Annotated in this window: 18 protein-coding genes; 9 read left to right on the top strand and 9 right to left on the bottom strand. The window is 61.4% G+C overall.

What is annotated here, in order from left to right:
* Positions 1-18 precede the first annotated feature (18 nt).
* The 3 genes from ACEK02_RS27125 (at position 19) to ACEK02_RS27115 (ending at position 2,431) form a co-directional block, all read left to right on the top strand.
* Entirely contained in the window at positions 19-1,554 is a 1,536-nt protein-coding gene (locus ACEK02_RS27125; protein ID WP_371424569.1) for a YadA family autotransporter adhesin, read from the top strand.
* Between the two features lie 252 nt (positions 1,555-1,806).
* Positions 1,807-2,019 carry a hypothetical protein gene (locus ACEK02_RS27120; RefSeq protein WP_371424568.1) on the top strand — a complete coding sequence of 71 codons (213 nt, stop codon included), beginning with the start codon at positions 1,807-1,809 and terminating at the stop codon, positions 2,017-2,019.
* A gap of 205 nt (positions 2,020-2,224) precedes the next feature.
* Complete coding sequence (locus tag ACEK02_RS27115; protein WP_371424567.1) at positions 2,225-2,431, top strand: hypothetical protein; 207 nt, start codon at positions 2,225-2,227, stop codon at positions 2,429-2,431.
* Here the strand turns inward: ACEK02_RS27115 and ACEK02_RS27110 are convergent.
* Entirely contained in the window at positions 2,428-2,583 is a 156-nt protein-coding gene (locus tag ACEK02_RS27110) for a hypothetical protein (RefSeq protein ID WP_371424566.1), read from the bottom strand. The genes ACEK02_RS27115 and ACEK02_RS27110 overlap by 4 nt on opposite strands.
* A 285-nt stretch (positions 2,584-2,868) precedes the next feature.
* Between ACEK02_RS27110 and ACEK02_RS27105 the strand changes: the two genes are divergently transcribed.
* On the top strand, positions 2,869-3,435 hold the full coding sequence (locus tag ACEK02_RS27105; RefSeq protein ID WP_371424565.1) for a nitroreductase: 567 nt from the start codon (positions 2,869-2,871) through the stop codon (positions 3,433-3,435).
* Positions 3,436-3,442: 7 nt separating this feature from the next.
* On the opposite strand, the gene ACEK02_RS27100 is transcribed toward ACEK02_RS27105, so the two are convergent.
* Both ACEK02_RS27100 and ACEK02_RS27095 read right to left on the bottom strand, forming a co-directional pair.
* Positions 3,443-5,911, bottom strand: a complete 2,469-nt coding sequence (locus ACEK02_RS27100) for a putative bifunctional diguanylate cyclase/phosphodiesterase (protein ID WP_371424564.1) — start codon at positions 5,909-5,911, stop codon at positions 3,443-3,445.
* Between the two features lie 239 nt (positions 5,912-6,150).
* Positions 6,151-7,221 carry a hypothetical protein gene (locus ACEK02_RS27095; protein WP_371424563.1) on the bottom strand — a complete coding sequence of 357 codons (1,071 nt, stop codon included), beginning with the start codon at positions 7,219-7,221 and terminating at the stop codon, positions 6,151-6,153.
* 226 nt (positions 7,222-7,447) lie between these two features.
* Here ACEK02_RS27095 and ACEK02_RS27090 point away from each other — a divergent pair, with 226 nt between their 5' ends.
* Positions 7,448-8,500, top strand: a complete 1,053-nt coding sequence (locus ACEK02_RS27090; protein ID WP_371424562.1) for a patatin-like phospholipase family protein — start codon at positions 7,448-7,450, stop codon at positions 8,498-8,500.
* Between the two features lie 11 nt (positions 8,501-8,511).
* Here the strand turns inward: ACEK02_RS27090 and ACEK02_RS27085 are convergent, their stop codons facing one another.
* Positions 8,512-8,940 carry a CBS domain-containing protein gene (locus ACEK02_RS27085; protein WP_371424591.1) on the bottom strand — a complete coding sequence of 143 codons (429 nt, stop codon included), beginning with the start codon at positions 8,938-8,940 and terminating at the stop codon, positions 8,512-8,514.
* 236 nt (positions 8,941-9,176) lie between these two features.
* Positions 9,177-9,959, bottom strand: coding sequence for a rhomboid family intramembrane serine protease (locus ACEK02_RS27080; protein ID WP_371424561.1), 783 nt, complete (start codon positions 9,957-9,959; stop codon positions 9,177-9,179).
* Between the two features lie 580 nt (positions 9,960-10,539).
* On the opposite strand from ACEK02_RS27080, the gene ACEK02_RS27075 reads away from it, so the two are divergent.
* The 3 genes from ACEK02_RS27075 to ACEK02_RS27065 all read left to right on the top strand — a co-directional run bounded on the left by ACEK02_RS27075 (position 10,540) and on the right by ACEK02_RS27065 (position 12,813).
* On the top strand, positions 10,540-11,097 hold the full coding sequence (locus tag ACEK02_RS27075; protein ID WP_371424560.1) for a PAS domain-containing protein: 558 nt from the start codon (positions 10,540-10,542) through the stop codon (positions 11,095-11,097).
* A 147-nt stretch (positions 11,098-11,244) separates the two neighbouring features.
* Positions 11,245-11,859: a PilZ domain-containing protein gene (locus ACEK02_RS27070; protein WP_371424590.1), complete on the top strand. Its 615-nt coding sequence runs from the start codon at positions 11,245-11,247 to the stop codon at positions 11,857-11,859.
* A gap of 330 nt (positions 11,860-12,189) precedes the next feature.
* Positions 12,190-12,813 (top strand): transglutaminase-like cysteine peptidase, encoded by a 624-nt coding sequence (locus ACEK02_RS27065; protein ID WP_371424559.1) that lies wholly within the window; start codon positions 12,190-12,192, stop codon positions 12,811-12,813.
* Between the two features lie 206 nt (positions 12,814-13,019).
* Here the strand turns inward: ACEK02_RS27065 and ACEK02_RS27060 are convergent, their stop codons facing one another.
* The 4 genes from ACEK02_RS27060 to ACEK02_RS27045 form a co-directional block, all read right to left on the bottom strand.
* Entirely contained in the window at positions 13,020-13,208 is a 189-nt protein-coding gene (locus tag ACEK02_RS27060; protein WP_371424558.1) for a hypothetical protein, read from the bottom strand.
* Positions 13,209-13,338: 130 nt separating this feature from the next.
* Positions 13,339-13,719: a hypothetical protein gene (locus ACEK02_RS27055; RefSeq protein ID WP_371424557.1), complete on the bottom strand. Its 381-nt coding sequence runs from the start codon at positions 13,717-13,719 to the stop codon at positions 13,339-13,341.
* 299 nt (positions 13,720-14,018) lie between these two features.
* Positions 14,019-14,549 carry a gamma carbonic anhydrase family protein gene (locus ACEK02_RS27050; protein WP_371424556.1) on the bottom strand — a complete coding sequence of 177 codons (531 nt, stop codon included), beginning with the start codon at positions 14,547-14,549 and terminating at the stop codon, positions 14,019-14,021.
* Positions 14,550-14,597: 48 nt separating this feature from the next.
* A complete protein-coding gene (locus ACEK02_RS27045; RefSeq protein WP_371424555.1) occupies positions 14,598-14,927 on the bottom strand; it encodes a hypothetical protein in 330 nt (109 codons plus the stop codon).
* A 228-nt stretch (positions 14,928-15,155) separates the two neighbouring features.
* Here ACEK02_RS27045 and ACEK02_RS27040 point away from each other — a divergent pair, with 228 nt between their 5' ends.
* Positions 15,156-15,866 carry a hypothetical protein gene (locus ACEK02_RS27040; RefSeq protein ID WP_371424554.1) on the top strand — a complete coding sequence of 237 codons (711 nt, stop codon included), beginning with the start codon at positions 15,156-15,158 and terminating at the stop codon, positions 15,864-15,866.
* Positions 15,867-16,053 lie beyond the last annotated feature (187 nt).

The raw sequence follows: 16,053 nt of genomic DNA, 5'->3' as shown, positions 1-16,053 counted from the left end.
CCGGCCGGTCGCAATACGTTGCATATCACCACCATTCTGATCGCCGTGTTGGCGAGTTTCTGGTCCGCACCAGCGACGGCCGGATGCAACTCAGGAATTAACGCAAGTACTGATCTGCTCAGTACCCTAAATTGCCAAGGCACCGCGACTGGCTTCAACAGCACCGCCGTTGGCAAGACGAGCGAGGCCAGCGGCAATTACAGCACAGCCTATGGCTCAGGATCGAGCGCGACACAGCAGGGAAGCACCGCCATCGGGCAATTGAGTTCGGCGACGGGCGATTCGAGCACGGCGACAGGCATCTCAAGTTCAGCGTTTGGAATTGGCAGCTCCGCATACGGCGCCGCCACGGTCGCGACAGGCGTCGGAAGTTCGGCGTTCGGCATCGGCGCGTTGGCCAACCAGAGCGGGAGTACCGCGATCGGAGGTGCGATCTACGACCCTCTCACTTTTACGTATACGACGTCCGCCGCCGCGGCGACCGGGGTGAACAGCACGGCCGTTGGCATCGCCAGCCTTGCAAGCGCTAACAGCAGTTCGGCCTTTGGTGCCGGAGCGCGAGCAGCAGGCATCGGCAGCACCGCCATTGGGGCCGGAGCCGGCATCTTTGATCCTATCGCGCAAACGTTCGCTACGGCCGGCGCAAACGCGAGCGGGGCTAGCAGCACCGCACTCGGCATCGCCAGCAAGGCGAGCGGAGACTTCAGCACCGCGAACGGCAGCAACAGCACGGCTGCCGGCAATTACAGCTCAGCCTACGGCAACTTCAGCACAGCGAGCGGCAACAGCAGTTCGGCATATGGCGACAACAGCACCGCAAACGGCGCCGGCAGTTCGGCGTATGGCAAAAATAGTAACGCAAGCGGCAACTCATCGGTCGCCATCGGCGATACCGCCCAGGCGTTAAAGGACGGCGCGATCGCCGTGGGTGTGAACTCCACCGCCTCCGGCGTCAATTCCATCGCCATCGGAGCCGGCGCGATCGCGACTGGCTCGGTCGCTGTCGGCGCGGCGGCATCGGCCTCCAATGGCGGCGCGGCATTCGGCGACGGCGCGAGCGCGTCGGGATCGCTCTCCTCGGCTCTCGGCCCCAATGCGCAGGCGACAGCGGCCAATTCCGTCGCGCTGGGTGCGGGCTCAGTCGCCACTCAGGCCAACACGGTATCAGTGGGCTCGGCCGGCAATGAGCGGCGTATCACCAACGTCGCTGCCGGCATCAACCCGACCGACGCTGTGAACGTCAGCCAGCTCGGCAGCATCGCATCAGGTTTCCAGTCGCAACTTTCCAACCTGCAAGGCCAGGTTGACACCAACCGTACCGAAGCGCGGCGCGGGGTCGCGGCCGCGATGGCGATGACCACCGCCCCGATGCCATCGGCTGCGGGACGCACCAGCTGGTCGGCGAATGTCGCAAATTTTCAGGGGCAAACCGCCACCGGCGGCGCGCTCGCACACCGCCTCAACACAAGCGTGCCGCTCGCCGTCACCGCCGGCTACGCCTACGGCGGTGGCAACAGCCACGGCACCCGTGTCGGGCTCGCCGGAGAGTTCTAGTCGAATAACAGGTTTGAAGCCGTGACCTCATCGCTAGCGACCTGCGCGACAGTGCAACTCAAATATCTAACCGCACTGGCGGCGCTGACGTGCAATCCGCTCGCCGCCCTCGCTCAGCAGCAAGCACAATCGCCATGGCTGCTGCCAACGCCACAAAAACAGGCGCAGCAATCGCCGACGCAGCCGCCCGCTCCGCCACCGCAGCAATCGCAACAACAACCTCAGCCCCCGCGGTGGGAGGGGATGCCGCGCATGGCGCTCGATCGGCAATATGCGGGGCCATTGCAGGATACCATCATCCAGCGCTGGCGCGATCCGGTGGACGGCGCGATCTGCTACATCTACCTGCCTATCTCTGCGCCGCATTCGCCGCCCGCCGGCGGCGGATACGTCCAATACGGCGCAGCGGGAATCGGATCAATCAGTTGCGTCGCGCCGGCCCCCGCAGCCAATCGCAGACCGTAGATCCTCAGGCCGGATCCAGCGAATTAATCGCTGCGGCAACGCGCGGATCGAGCCAGATCCTGCTAGAGCTTCTGTTCCGATCAAATCGGAACCGAAGCTCTCAAATCCCGTTTTGATGCATTTTCTTTACGCGAACGATATCCATTTCGCCGCAAAACGCTCACATCCAGGTATCCTCATTCACGCCAGACCCACGGAAACATTGATGACTGACGAACAGGAAATCGTCGCCTATCCGATCCGCGCCTATCAGCTGATCCCGGATCCGAACCGGCCTGAGGTGGTGGCGCTGGCGTTCGAAACCGAGCGCGGTCATAGCCTCTATCTGGCGTCGCGGGAGGTACTCGAGGATCTCGGAAAAGACCTGCTCGATCGCGCGTCGAAGATGCCGGCGCGACCGACGTCGGCCTAACGCGGCACCGGTGCTGGAAGGACGGGCGTCAGAACGCTCCGCCCCTCCAGATGCGCGATCAGGTTTTCGAGCGCGAGCGTCGTGGTCGCTGCAATGGCTTCAGGCGAGCGGCCGGCGATATGCGGCGTCAGAACGACGTTGGCGAGCTGCAACAGTTCTTTCGGCAGATCAGGCTCACCTTCGACGACGAACCGCGAGATCGGCCTGCGGGATTCCCCAGACGACCGACATCAATAGCGCCATGGCGTGACCCGCAACCGACGCATCAACGCGTGCCAGCGCCATTGCTGACCGCACAAGAGCTTTGTCAGGCTGCATTGCTCCATTGCGATCCCATCATCGCGCGGTCACAATCGATCTAAATATGCACGGCCCACCTCGTGGTGCGCCGCTCCGCATGATATGCGATCCGTCAAATTGCAATGTGAGAACTGCCCGTGCCCGACATCATCGATTTCCTGAAGACCCGCCGCTCCGTCAAGCCGCGCGAGATGTCAGGCCCCGGTCCCTCCTCCGCCGAGCTTGAGACCATCCTGACCATCGGCGCACGCGTGCCGGACCACGGCAAGCTGGCACCATGGCGCTTCATCATTTTCGAGGGCGACGCCCGCAAGCGCGCCGGCAACGTCATCGCCACCGTGTTCGCACGGAAGAATCCCGATGCACCGGTCGAGGATATCGAGGCACAGAAACACAAACTGACGGAAGCGCCGCTGGTGATCGGCGTGGTAAGCATCATCAAGCCGCATCCGAAGATTCCGCCATGGGAGCAGGAACTGTCCGCAGGCGCGAGCTGCATGAATATTGTGTCAACCGCCACTGCGATGGGCTATGGCGCCAACTGGCTGACCGGCTGGATGGCCTATGACCGCGACGTGCTCGAAGGCCTCGGCCTCGCCGCCAATGAAAGACTGGCGGGCTTCATCCATATTGGCGGCAAGCCCGATAAGGTGATCGAGGACCGACCGCGTCCCGAGCTCAAAGATCTCGTGACGCGGTTCTGAACTCTAGTTATGCGGCCTGGGACGCCTGGCTGCCAAACCGGCGCAGCAGGTTCTCGATTTCCGACGCGGGCTTTGCGGGGCTGAACAGAAAGCCCTGCACCTCGTTGCAACCTTCCGCGCGCAGCCAGTCGAGCTGATCGATCGTCTCGACACCCTCGGCCGTTGTCGTGATGTTCATGCTGCGGCCGAGCCCGGAGATTGCGCGCACGATGGCGACACAATCCGGCCGTTCGATCAGGTCCTTCACGAACGACCGATCAATCTTGATTTTGTCGAACGGGAAGCTGCGGAGATAGCTCAGACTCGAATAGCCGGTGCCGAAATCATCCATGGAGATGCGGACGCCCAGCGCGCGCAGCTGGTGCAGGATGGCCAGGTTGGCTTCGGTTTCGGCGAGAAACACCGACTCGGTGATTTCCAGCTCAAGACGATGCGGCGACAGGCCGGAATAGGCCAGCGCCGCCACCACGACCTGCACCAGATTGCGGCTGCGGAATTGCACCGGCGATAGATTGACCGCCACCTTGATATTGTCCGGCCACTTGGCTGCTTCAGCGCAGGCTTTGCGCAATACCCACTCCCCCAGCGCGACGATGAGGCCGATATCCTCAGCCACTGGAATGAAATCCGCTGGCGAGATCATACCCTTGTCGGGATGTTTCCAGCGCAGCAGCGCTTCAAATCCGGTGATGCGATCAGCGGCGAGGTCGACCAACGGCTGGTAGTGCAATTCAAAGTCGCCATCGGCGAAAGCGCTGCGCAGATCGAGCTCCATGTCGCGCCGCTTCTGGGCCTGGCGATCCATCTCGCGCTCGAAGAAGCGATGCACACCGCCGCCTTCGGACTTGGCCCGATACAGTGCCATATCGGCATTGCGCATCAGCTCTTCGCTGGTATCGCCGTCGCCCGGTGACATGGCGATACCGATGCTAGCGCCGATCACGACCTCGACGCCGTTCATGTCATAGGGGGCGCTGATGATCTCAATGAGCCGTGCAGCAAAATCATTGGCTTCATTGGGCGTGATATCGGCGGCCAGCACCACAGCGAATTCGTCGCCGCCGAGCCGCGCCGCGAGATTGTTGCCGCGCACCTCGGTCCGCATGCGTGTCGCGACCATTTTCAGCAGCCGGTCGCCCATCGGATGGCCGAAGGAATCATTTACATTCTTGAACAGGTCGAGATCGATGCACAGCACCGCGACATGCTTGCTCTGATCGTCGTGATCGAGCGCCTGGGCCAGACGCTCCTGATAGAAAACACGATTCGGCAAATCCGTCAGGGCATCGTGATGCGCCATATGCGCCACGCGCGCTTCGGCCTTGCGACGTTCGGTGATATCGACGACAGCCACGAGGAAGCCATCGCGGCCTTCGAACATCACGCGGCGGCCATAGGTCAGCACCTCGATCTCGCTTCCGTCAGCCTTCAGGTGACGCCAGTTGCGATCCGACTGATAGATATCTCCGAGCTGCATCAGCGCACGCGTGTGAATTTCCCACTCGTCGCGCGGCCAGATTTCCTTGAGCTGCATGCGCAGGAAGGTGGCACGGTCGTATCCGTAATGCGCGACTGCCGCGTCATTGACGCTGAGAAACTCCATCGTCTCGGCATCGAACACCCACATCGGCATCGGATTGCTGTCAAACAGCAGCCGGAACGAGGCTTCGCGGCGCTTGATGTCGGTGACATCGGAGACCGTGAGGGATACGAGATCGCCGAAGGCCGTCGCGCTGAGCCGAAGGTTGCGATCATCACTGTCGATCTCGAGCTGACCGCTCTGACCATTGGCGATCATGGACAGCAGCCATTTCGTCACGCTCGGCAACGACAGCGCATGGCCGCCTTCGTTCAGCCTGCGCCACTGAAGGTCGGCGGGTGATACTTTCAACAGGCGCGAAGCGCCCTGATTGTGATGCACGATCTGGAAGTCAAAAGCCCGGCTCGCGGAATCCCGGATCGCCGCAAGCGACACGATGCCTTCGTCCGTCGACGAGAAGATCGCATCGACCAGATTGTAGCGGGTGCCCTGCTCGTTGACATAGACGCCGACCAACCGGCCACCCCAGCGTGACGCTGTCGGCAGCGCCAGAATGTCATAGGTGTGGACGAGACCGTCACGCACGCAATGCGCCACCATCAGATGTGGCCGATGGGCCTGCAACGCGCAGCTCGCGGCCTCCGTTAGCGCACGCACGCAATCAGGCGCCAGCACGTCGAGCGGAATGTCCCAGCGATCATCACCCAGCCACTGTTGCACATAGCGGCCGCTGCGTGACACTTCGAGCGTCACGCCCTCGACCTTCAGCAGCACGATGTGATCGGCCATGCGCCCAAGACTGCCGAGCATCACTTCTTCATAGCCGGGCAGAATCTGTCCGGGACGAACGGCTGCCCGCCATTTGCGTTGCAAGGCGGGAATATCGTCGAACAATTTGACATCCGGGCTTCCGGATAACTGTCTTGCCGCGGTCACGACATCCCCTTCGTAGCACTTGTAGCGATACTTGCTAATCGGGCTACCGAGATTAACGTCATGTAAACGTTCCGAGGCCGTAGACGGCAATGACGTATTGTGACGCGAAAAACTGGCACGATGGTTAGTTGGCGATTCAGGACCATGACAAGCGCATGACAATTCATTCGCGTTTGAGGCGTGTTGTCTGCAACGAGATCTTTGCTCTGGAAGATTGTTGAGTAGCTGGCAAGCAGCAGTTAGCGCGCGATGACTTCGATCTCGCCGTCGACGCCGTTCACGACGTTGAACGGGCGCTCGAACACCTTGCCTTCGTTCTTGGCGATGGCGCGATATTCGCCTTCTGCCAGGGTCACGCGCGGGAAGGCGCCGATCGATTCCTTGATGACGTCGCCGGCCGGCGTGATCACCGACCACGCGGTGTTGGCCAAGGCCTCGCCGCCCTTGTCGCTTACCAGCTTCATGGTGATGACCGCCGCGCGATGCGTGATCGTCACGTCGGTAAGCTTGCTCGCCTGCACGCGGATGTCGGAGCGCACCACCGAATTGGCGTCACCGTAATTCGAGATGATGTAGTAAGTACCTTCCTGCAGCAGCACGACATCGCCGGCAGGAACGCTCGGCAGCAGTGGCGTGCGCTCGCCACCTTCGAACTGGCTGCCCTTGTAGATCGAGAACGAGATCTGGTTCTGCGGAATCTTTGTGGTGCCGACGCGGCCCTCGATCCGCAATCCGCCGGCGGGCAGCACGAACGCTTCGCGATCGGTATCGGACTTGACGGTCACAGGCCGCACCGCGCTGACGAGGCCGAGCGCCACATGCACCACATAGTTGCCCGGCGGCAGCACGATGTTGGGCGTTGCGCCGCGATCCTCGCGGATCAGCTTGAAGGCACCGGTCTCGTCCGGCCTATCCGAATAGACCCGCCAGACCAGCCCGCTATTGATGACCGGCATATCCTTGCCATAGCGCGCCGTGAGCGCCAACACGCCCTGTGCGGGCCCTGTTGGAGCAGCCTGGACCGGCGACGGTACAGGCGGAGTGACATTGGCAACCGGCGGCTGCGTCAGCGGCGCCGGCAACAGGGGCGTGGAAGCAGGACCGGACGGCGGCGCGAGACTGATGGCCGGACCCGACGGGACATCCGGGATCGAGCCCGGCGGTACCGGTGCCGGACGGTCCGAAAAGAACTGCGCGGATGCGCCCCGGGGCAAGGCAACAGCCTGCAGCAGAGCAAGGGCCAGCACCATGGCCAGCCGTCCGCTCCGGCCGGATGTTCGCAAATCATGGCCCCATGCAATCATCGTCATGCTTTTCACTGAAAACGTGACAAATTCAAGCCTTGACGCGGCCGTACCGCCGCCAGACCCACAATCGCGTGAGACCTTCAGGAACCGGTGTATCGTGCGATAACGGGTCGTTCTGCAGTCACATTTGGTGCCTAATCCTCGCAAACGCGACATAAATCATGAATTAGCTACCGTCTGGAATGATGGCGCTGCGGCATTTAATATCGGCGACGTCGAGGAGCTTTGTGTGCTGGAGATTCTGATGGGGCGCGGCCAGAATGGCGCGAACGGTCGCGACAAGCCTGGTTTGGGAAGCGTTCGGCGTCCGATCATTGGTCTGGCGCTCGGCGGCGGTGCGGCGCGCGGTTTCGCCCATATCGGCATCCTGCGCACTTTGCTTGCCCATGGCATCGTCCCGAATGTCGTGGTGGGGACGTCGATCGGTGCCGTGGTTGGCGGATCCTATGCTGCTGGCCATCTCGATACGCTCGAGGAATGGGCCCGCGGCCTGCAGCCCCGCAATATTCTCAGCTATCTCGACATCCGCCTGAACGGTTCCGGCCTGATTGGCGGCAACAAGCTCGCCGCGCAGCTCGAAGCGTCGCTGGGCCATACGCTGATCGAAGACCTCCCGCTGAAATTCGCCAGTGTCGCCACCGAGGTTCGCACCGGTCATGAAATCTGGCTGACTCATGGTCGCCTGGTCGATGCGATGCGCGCGTCCTATGCGCTGCCGGGGATCTTCTCGCCGGTTCTGGTCGGAGATCGCTGGCTGGTCGATGGCGCGCTGGTCAATCCGGTGCCGGTATCGGCGGCGCGCGCGCTGGGCGCCGAGATCGTCATCGCAGCCAATCTCAGCAATGACGTGTTTGGCCATTCGACCACGATTTTCGACCATGGCACGGGACCAGAAGTGGCCGAGACCGTCATCGAAGTCGAAGAGCCGAAGCGCGGTTTCAGCAAGTTCTTCTCAGCCGAGCGCACCATGAAGCGCGAATTCTTCGGCGGCGGCGGACGACCGGGCATCTCCACGGTGATGGTCGATGCCTTCAACATCATGCAGGATCGCATCACCCGCGCGCGCCTCGCCGGCGATCCGCCGGATCTCCTGATCGCACCACGCGTTGGCCGCATCGGCTGGTTCGATTTCCACCGCGCTGAAGAGATGATCACACTCGGCGCGCGTGCTGCAGAACGCGCCGTCGAGTCCATTCAAGAGGCGATCGAAATCCTCGCCCCCGAAGTGGCCAACTCACCTGCGCCCGTCGTTGCACAGAAGCCGACCACTTCGCAGGGCTGAGCGCAGCGGCTTCAGGCTGTCGCGATATATTCGCGCAGTGCTTCCTGTTCGCGTTCGAATTCGCGCACACGAAATTTGACGACGTCACCGATCGAAATCAGGCCAACGACCTTTTCGCCCTCAATAACGGGCAGATGCCTGAATTTTCCGGTCGTCATCTTTTCCATAATTGCACCGACCGTGTCGGACGGTTTGCAACCAATGACCTTGCGCGTCATCACGGCGCTCACGTCTTCATCCAGCGCCGCGGCGCCGCGCTCTCCGATCACCCGCACGATATCACGCTCGGACAGGATACCATCGATGTTGTGATGGCTCATCACCAGCACGGCGCCAATTTTTCGCTCTGTCAGCAGCTGCACCACCGACGAGACCTTGTCGTTCGGCGAAACGCTGATGATCTGGTGGCCTTTGGAATCGAGAATTGCACGTACCGTCATTGTCGCCTCCTGAGTCGACCATGCCCTTTGTCGGGCGCGATCTTTCATTCCTGGATCGTCAGACAGATGCAGTGTAGCAGCGCATTTCAACAGTCGTTCAGATGTGGTGATCGAACTGATACACCGCTCACGCCGGGAACGGATCGGCTTCAAGGCCGAACCTGCCAACGTAAGTCACCTGTCGAATACATAATGATGGATCAAATGCGTCGGCCTCGCAAGAAGCCGGTACGCGCTCAATGCAGGTCGGAGATGTCGGGAGACGACGCCTGCGAACCCGTGCGCTGCAACCGCGGAATGGGGTCGAACAGCGAGAACAGCAGCAAACCGGCGAAGAAGCCGCCGATATGCGCCTGCCATGCAACGCTCGCCCCTTCCGCACCGATCGCAATCGAGCCAACGCCAAAGATGATGTTGACGCCGAACCATACCGCCAGAAATCCGATCACGCGCGGATCGCGTAGCGCACGCAGCAACGGTAAAGCGGGCACACGTGCCGCTTCATCGGCGTCGCCGCGGTTGAATGACAGGAAACTGCCGCGCACGAAGGCAAAGCGGATGGCCGCGGCCATCGCGCCGGAGACCGAAGCCGAGGCGCCGATCATCGGGCCAAGCGCGTGTTCATGGGTGACCAGATGTGCAGCGGCGCCAGCCACAGCCGTCACCGCCATGAAGATGAAGAAGCGGACCGCGCCGAAACGCCGCGCCAGCGCGCTGCCGAACGGCAGCAGCCACAACACATTGAAACCGATATGGCTGAGATTGGCGTGCAACAGCGAGTAAGTGACGAAACTCCAGACCTTGGCGCCATTGCCGCCGGGAAACGGCATCGACAGGAGGGTCTGGTCGTAGCGCTTCGGAATGAAACCGAAGACCTCGATGGTCCAGTATTCCAGATCCAGCGGCAGCGACATGCGAATGATGTGAATGATCGCCAGAAGCCCGACATAGGCGGTCAATGCGCCCGGCAGGGTCAGGATCGGTTCACGCTGGGGAACGGGGGAATCCGAGGGGTCCAAGGGGATAAAGGCCTGTCAACGGCTCTGGCGAGCGATGCTTCAGATAGGCGGCTTTGGCGGTGCGGTGCAAGCTCAGGATCGCCGCAGGACAGCAAACCCGTTTCAAAAGGAAAAAGGGAGAGCCTCTGAGAAAAGCTCTCCCCGGTCCGTTTTGATCTTTTCCCGCGAATGGATGTCCCGGTGTGCCGGACAAGCCGACATCCCCACCCCTCCCCGCGTGACGACCAATTCTGTTTTCAGCCACCTGTTTATCGAAGCGCGTCACGAACTGCTGGAGACAGTCCGCTTCGCTCTGGAGTGAGCAGGAGACTACCGGCAATCCCCGCGTTGCCAAGCACATGCTTAACTTAGAGTTAACGCCGAACCGCCCACCCGCTCCGAAACCGGATGCTTAATGAGATCCTTAAAATCATAGTAAACTTAACCTTAACGGCGGATACCCCGCCCGAACGCGGTGGAAAACGCGGCTTCGGCATGGACGCTGCAATGACTGATCTGCACAACATGTAGCGGCGAGCAGTGGATGGATTCGGGACAGAAATGTCCCCGATCCACTGCAAGCCGGGTCAGGATCAGGCGAATGAAACATCCATCCAGCCGCGCGTTTTTCGCCTATTGGGACGACAAGCGTGGTTTTGCGCGCGCTCCCGACCGGAGCGAGCTGGAACCTGGTCCCGTGCGCGAATTGCTCGGCGACATCTTCGTGCTGTCCTATGACAAGCCCGTCGAATTCCCGTTCCGCGTGGCCGGCACAAGAGTTTGTGCCCTGCTTGGCCGTGACCTGAAGAACCAGCCATTCCCGTTGCTGTTCGCGCCGGAATGCCGTGACGAGATCCGGGACATGGTCACCGTCGTATCCGAGGAACAGCTCGTCGCCGTCGCAGGCGTGACCGCAATGACCGAATTCGGCCAGAAGGCGCATCTGGAACTGTTGTTGCTGCCCTTTGCGGCACGCGCGCATGCGCCCATCAGCCTGACCGGCCTGCTGGCGCCCATGTATGAGGTCCGCGGCCGGCTCGGTGCGTTCCAGCTCACTTCCTTCCGCTATCTCGCCCACCAGCCGCAGCGCTTTGCGCCGCGCGCCCTGCGCAAGCTGCAGGCTGCCCGCGGCCTGATGGTCTATGAAGGGCTGAGCTGAGTAGCTTTCTGGGCTTCGCACATTCTAAGTGCCGTGCAGAACAATCACGCCACCTGGTTGCGCCACGCCGGTATTTGCTAACGCGGCGTTAACCCTGTGGGCCGTAGGGTCGGTCGAAACTCCACCCGTATGACCGGCACGGCACTGATGGCGTTCGCGCAAACAAAATCGATTCTTCCGTCTGCAGAAGAACGCCGTCGCTTTCAGCGGGTGAAGGTGCACCTGCTTGGCCGCTATATGCTGCCGGATCGCCGCGAATTTCCGTGCCAGGTCATCAATATGTCGCCTGGCGGCCTCGCGCTGCTCGGCCCCGGCATCGGCAATGTGGGCGACCGCGTCATCGCCTATCTCGACCATATCGGCCGCGTCGAAGGTAAAGTCACCCGGATTATCGACAACGGTTTCGCCATGACTGTGGGTGCGACGCCGCGCAAACGGGACAAGCTGGCGGCGCAGCTGACCTGGCTGGCCAACCGCGACATTCTCAATCTGCCGGAAGACCGTCGCCACGACCGTATCGTGCCGCGCAATCCGATCGCGCTCCTCACCCTCGAGGATGGCGTCCAGATGAACGGCCGCATTATCGACCTGTCGCTGTCCGGCGCCGCCATTGCGGCAGAGAAGCGTCCGCCGCTGAACTCGATTGTCATGCTCGGTCGAATCCAGTCCCGCGTGGTCCGCCATCTCGAAGAGGGCTTCGCTCTGGAGTTCTTCCACGAGCAGTTGGCTGAGACGCTCGAAGACAGCGTCAACGCCCGGTAAACGGCGGAACGCCCCAAACTCCGATTTTTCAATGCGTGAAGACGCTGTCCGCACCAGCGGATACCGTTGCGCATCGTTTGCGCGTGATCGCGAGCCGTTAATTTCACGCCGCCTTGAGCGCGCAAGCTCCCGAATAACAGCATTCCAGCCATTAACGCGTAAAATTTGAATCAAATGCCATTAGCTAAAATTTGAATCGCATTCGATTCAAGTATAATTCGAATTCGCGCCGCCTTTTACTTGTAATCGCTTCAATTGTACTTGGGTGATTTAGCGGCGACGAAAATCCTTTGTGAGAAACATGGTCCCAACAAGAAAACGGGGGCCACAATGTTTGGTAACAAGGGGCGATATTTCGGACTGGCCGTTTTAGCAGTCCTTCTTGGAGTGACTTCGTCGGCACGTGCCGGCAACGAAAAACTCTACGCAAGTCTGGGCGACAGCACGCGCGCACCGATCGGCTGGGTCGAATTCTGTTCCGATAATCCGGCCGACTGCCGCGGTGGCGCAACACAGCCACGCGACATCGTCATCACGCAGACTGCGTGGAAGGATCTCGTGCGGGTCAACCGTTGGGTGAACGAGACCGTCAAGCCGATGACCGATATGGATCATTGGGGTGTGATCGAGAGGTGGTCGCTGCCGACTGATGGTTACGGGGACTGCGAGGACTACGTGCTCCTGAAGCGCAAGATGCTGATCGAAGCAGGCTGGCCACGCGAGGCACTGCTGATCACCGTGGTGCGCGACAAGAAGGGCGAAGGCCACGCCGTGCTCACGGTGAAGACCGACAAGGGCGAATACGTTCTCGACAACCAGAATGAGAATGTCGTCGCCTGGACCGAGACCGGCTACCGTTTCGTCAAGCGCCAGTCACAGAGCGATCCGAATGTATGGGTCTCGCTCGGCGACAACCGTCCTGCAGTGGCCACGGCCAGCGCGCGGGATCGCTAAGCAAACGAATTGCAGACACGCGACCCGGTCACATCCCCACCCCTCCCCGTCCCAGACCGGATCGCGCGCGGCCAGCTCTCCCCCAAGAGCTGGCCGCAACTTTTTGGGGTTCTCGCGGCAGCCTTACATATGCAGCGAACATGTGGGACCACGACGGGACGGCGCAGAGCGGTCGCTTCGATATCGCCTTTCGCGCAGACGGCTCGTCAGTCGCGGCGCTGAGCCTCGCGCTTGAGACGGCCATCGGGCCGATAGCCAAATCGCGCCAATGCGGTTGCGGCAAACCACTTGCCGAACCGGCGTTCGAACTCAACGAACATCCAGACAAACGCCATCGTCAGCGCAAAAACCGTGGCGACAAACAAAAGCGTGAGATGGGAAATGTCGAGTGTCATGGTCATCGTTCTGATTTAGCAAGACGCGTACCAGAAGATCGAACCAGCGATGAAACAAGCTATGCCTCGGCTCCAGCGCAGCTATGCTGGAGCCAATGAGGTAGTCAGGTGGCGTCGGTCGAGATGCAGATCAGTCGCAGACCTCGACGCGACGCAGGCGATAGCCGGCTGGTGTCCATACGCGTCGACGTACCAGATAACATCCGCCTTCGTCATCGTAACCGCCATACGCGTAGGGGTACCCACCGTAATACGCATAGGGGCCGTAGCCGTAGTAACCGCCATAGAGGCCGGCGCCGGCAAGACCCAGCCCGATGCCGATACCAGCACCGCGCCATCCGCCACCGTGCCAACCGCCGCCGCCATGCCAGCCACCGCCACCACCGTGCCAGCCACCACCGCCACCGTGAAAGCCTCCGCCTCCGCCGCCACCGCGTGCCGATGCGGCTGTCGGCGCAACCAATGCGACCGCGGCAAGGGTCAACAGACCAAACACCAATTTGCGTAACATCGACTACACTCCGTCACGGGTCACTTTCAGCGCCGCCCCTCCTGGATAGGTAGCTCTTCCGTTCGTGAACCGCCACGGCGTGACGACCAATCGCCGTCACTTGTTCGCGACTGGCCGGTTGCGGCATGTTGCTGGACGCCTGCCGCGCAACGTGGTGCTGGCACCCCTTGCAGATGCTTTTCACCTTGCGATCGACGGCACGATCCCGCGCATCGACCGCTGCATCGCCTGTCGCCGGGCGACGCCTCCCGGTCCCGGCGCGTCCGCGGAAGAGGCGATTACGCGCAGCGCGATCACAGCTAGCCGATCTTCTTCATCCCCTTCCGGAAGCGCGGGCCATTGGCGGCATAGAACCGCGCGGCGCTGCCCATCGCTGTGACTTGCTCAGGCGACAGCGTGCGGATGACGCGCGCCGGCGATCCGATGATCAGCGAGTTCTCCGGAAATTCCTTGCCTTCGGTGATCACCGAGCCGGCGCCGACAATGCTGTTCTTGCCGATTTTTGCACCGTTCATCACGATCGAACCCATGCCGATCAGCGCGCCATCCCCGATGGTGCAGCCGTGCAGGATCACGTTGTGGCCGACGGTGCAGTTCTTGCCGATGGTCAGCGGGAAGCCCTTGTCGGTATGGCACGTACAGTTGTCCTGCACATTGGAGCCTTCACCGATTTCGATCCATTCGTTATCGCCGCGCAGCACCGCGCCGAACCAGACACTCGCCTGCTCCAGCAGACGAATCTTGCCGATTACATCGGCCGTGTCGGCGATGAAGTAATTTCCGCTGGCCGGAAGATCCGGCTCCTGCCCGTCGAGTTCGTAGATTGCCATGGTCTGTCTGGTCTCCTTTGCGGGAGACACTGCCATGGATTCTTGCGGTTAGGCCAGTATGCCCAGTGCTTCCAGGGCCATCACGATGAAGGTGCCGGACATCAAGCTCCAGAAGCCGGCCAGCACTGTCGCGATCATCACGAACTGAATGCGATGCTGCTCAGCCACGCCGTTGCGGAGCGTGTTGCGCATGATGATGAAGGGCGCCGTGAAGACCAGCAGCGGCACCGCTGCGAAGGCTTCAGGGGTCGGCCCCTGCTGAAGCAGGCTGAAGCTCGGGGGGCGTTTGGCGAAGGCTTGATAGGCGCTTGCAATGGCCCCTGCGAGGGCGAAACCAATGCATAGCTGGAAAAATGAATTCAACGCATCGGGAGACATGAAACGGCTTTCGCTACACGTATAAACACCGCCCTGCATCGCAAAACGCGAGGCTCCACGCCAGCATAACGTTAATAAAGGGTTAACGACACGATCAGGAACTGCGTACCGTGCATGGCTCCGGGGTAACGCCCGCAGCGGGGGTACCCGAGGCCGTTAACCATCGGCTGGCATATTCGCGGTTGATTCGCCCCCGTTACACCCTCCCGGTTCCAATTTAGCGTGCGCATGTCTCTGCTGTTTCCGACCCACCCGACGACGCGGCCGCGGCGCCGCCATCGCCGCCGCAACCACGTCGTGCCGATGCTGATCGGTGCAGCGCTTGCAGCCCCCGCTATCGCGGTGGTGGCCTATCTGTTGTGGCCGACCTGGCAGAGCCAGAAGCCCGGCGATCCCGACCGCATTCCGGTGAGTGTCGGCGCCACGCTGTTCAATGTCCCGACCCATGCCTTCCGCCGCAAGGTGCAGAAACATTCGGGGCCGCAGGAGCGCGTCGATCTGAGCTACGTCTATCCGTCGCTCGAAGCGAGCAACCTGCCGAGACATGTCAGCGTCGAGAATTTCGATGAGAACGCGCAGCCGATCGATCGCATCTTCGTCTCGATCTCGGCGCATCACGATGCGACCTCGCCGGACACGCGCCTGCGCACGATCTATCCGCGCTATATCGACCGCGCGACATCGAGCGAAGACGGCCTGACCACGCAGCCATTCCGCGACAACTCGCCTTACAGCAATGAAGATCTGTTTCTCGGCACGGCGCCGGCGCTGGTGGCGCGCTGCACACGCGACGGCGCCACGCCCGGCATGTGCATGAGCGAACGCCGCATCGGCGGCGCAGATCTCATCTTCCGCTTTCCACGTAGCTGGCTCGAACAATGGCGCGACGTCGGCAGCGCGATGGATCGCCTGACGACGCAGCTCAGCGGGTTACGGTAAGCGCCCGCGTCGTGATTGCGTTCGTCGTGGGATGGGGTGAGCGTCTTGGCCGAACTTGCTTCTGCGTTACCGGGCATGATGGTGCATAGCGTGGGATGGGTAGAGCGCAGCGAAACCCATCGCTTTCGTGCGCGTGAATGATGGGTTTCGCGAAGACGCTCTACCCATCCTACGGCCTCATCCGATT

Origin of the sequence: Tardiphaga sp. (assembly GCF_041424195.1) — a bacterium.
In the GTDB taxonomy this organism is placed as follows: Bacteria; Pseudomonadota; Alphaproteobacteria; order Rhizobiales; family Xanthobacteraceae; genus Tardiphaga.
The sequence above is the reverse complement of the archived record's forward strand: the minus strand, read 5'-3'. Positions and strand labels throughout refer to the sequence as shown.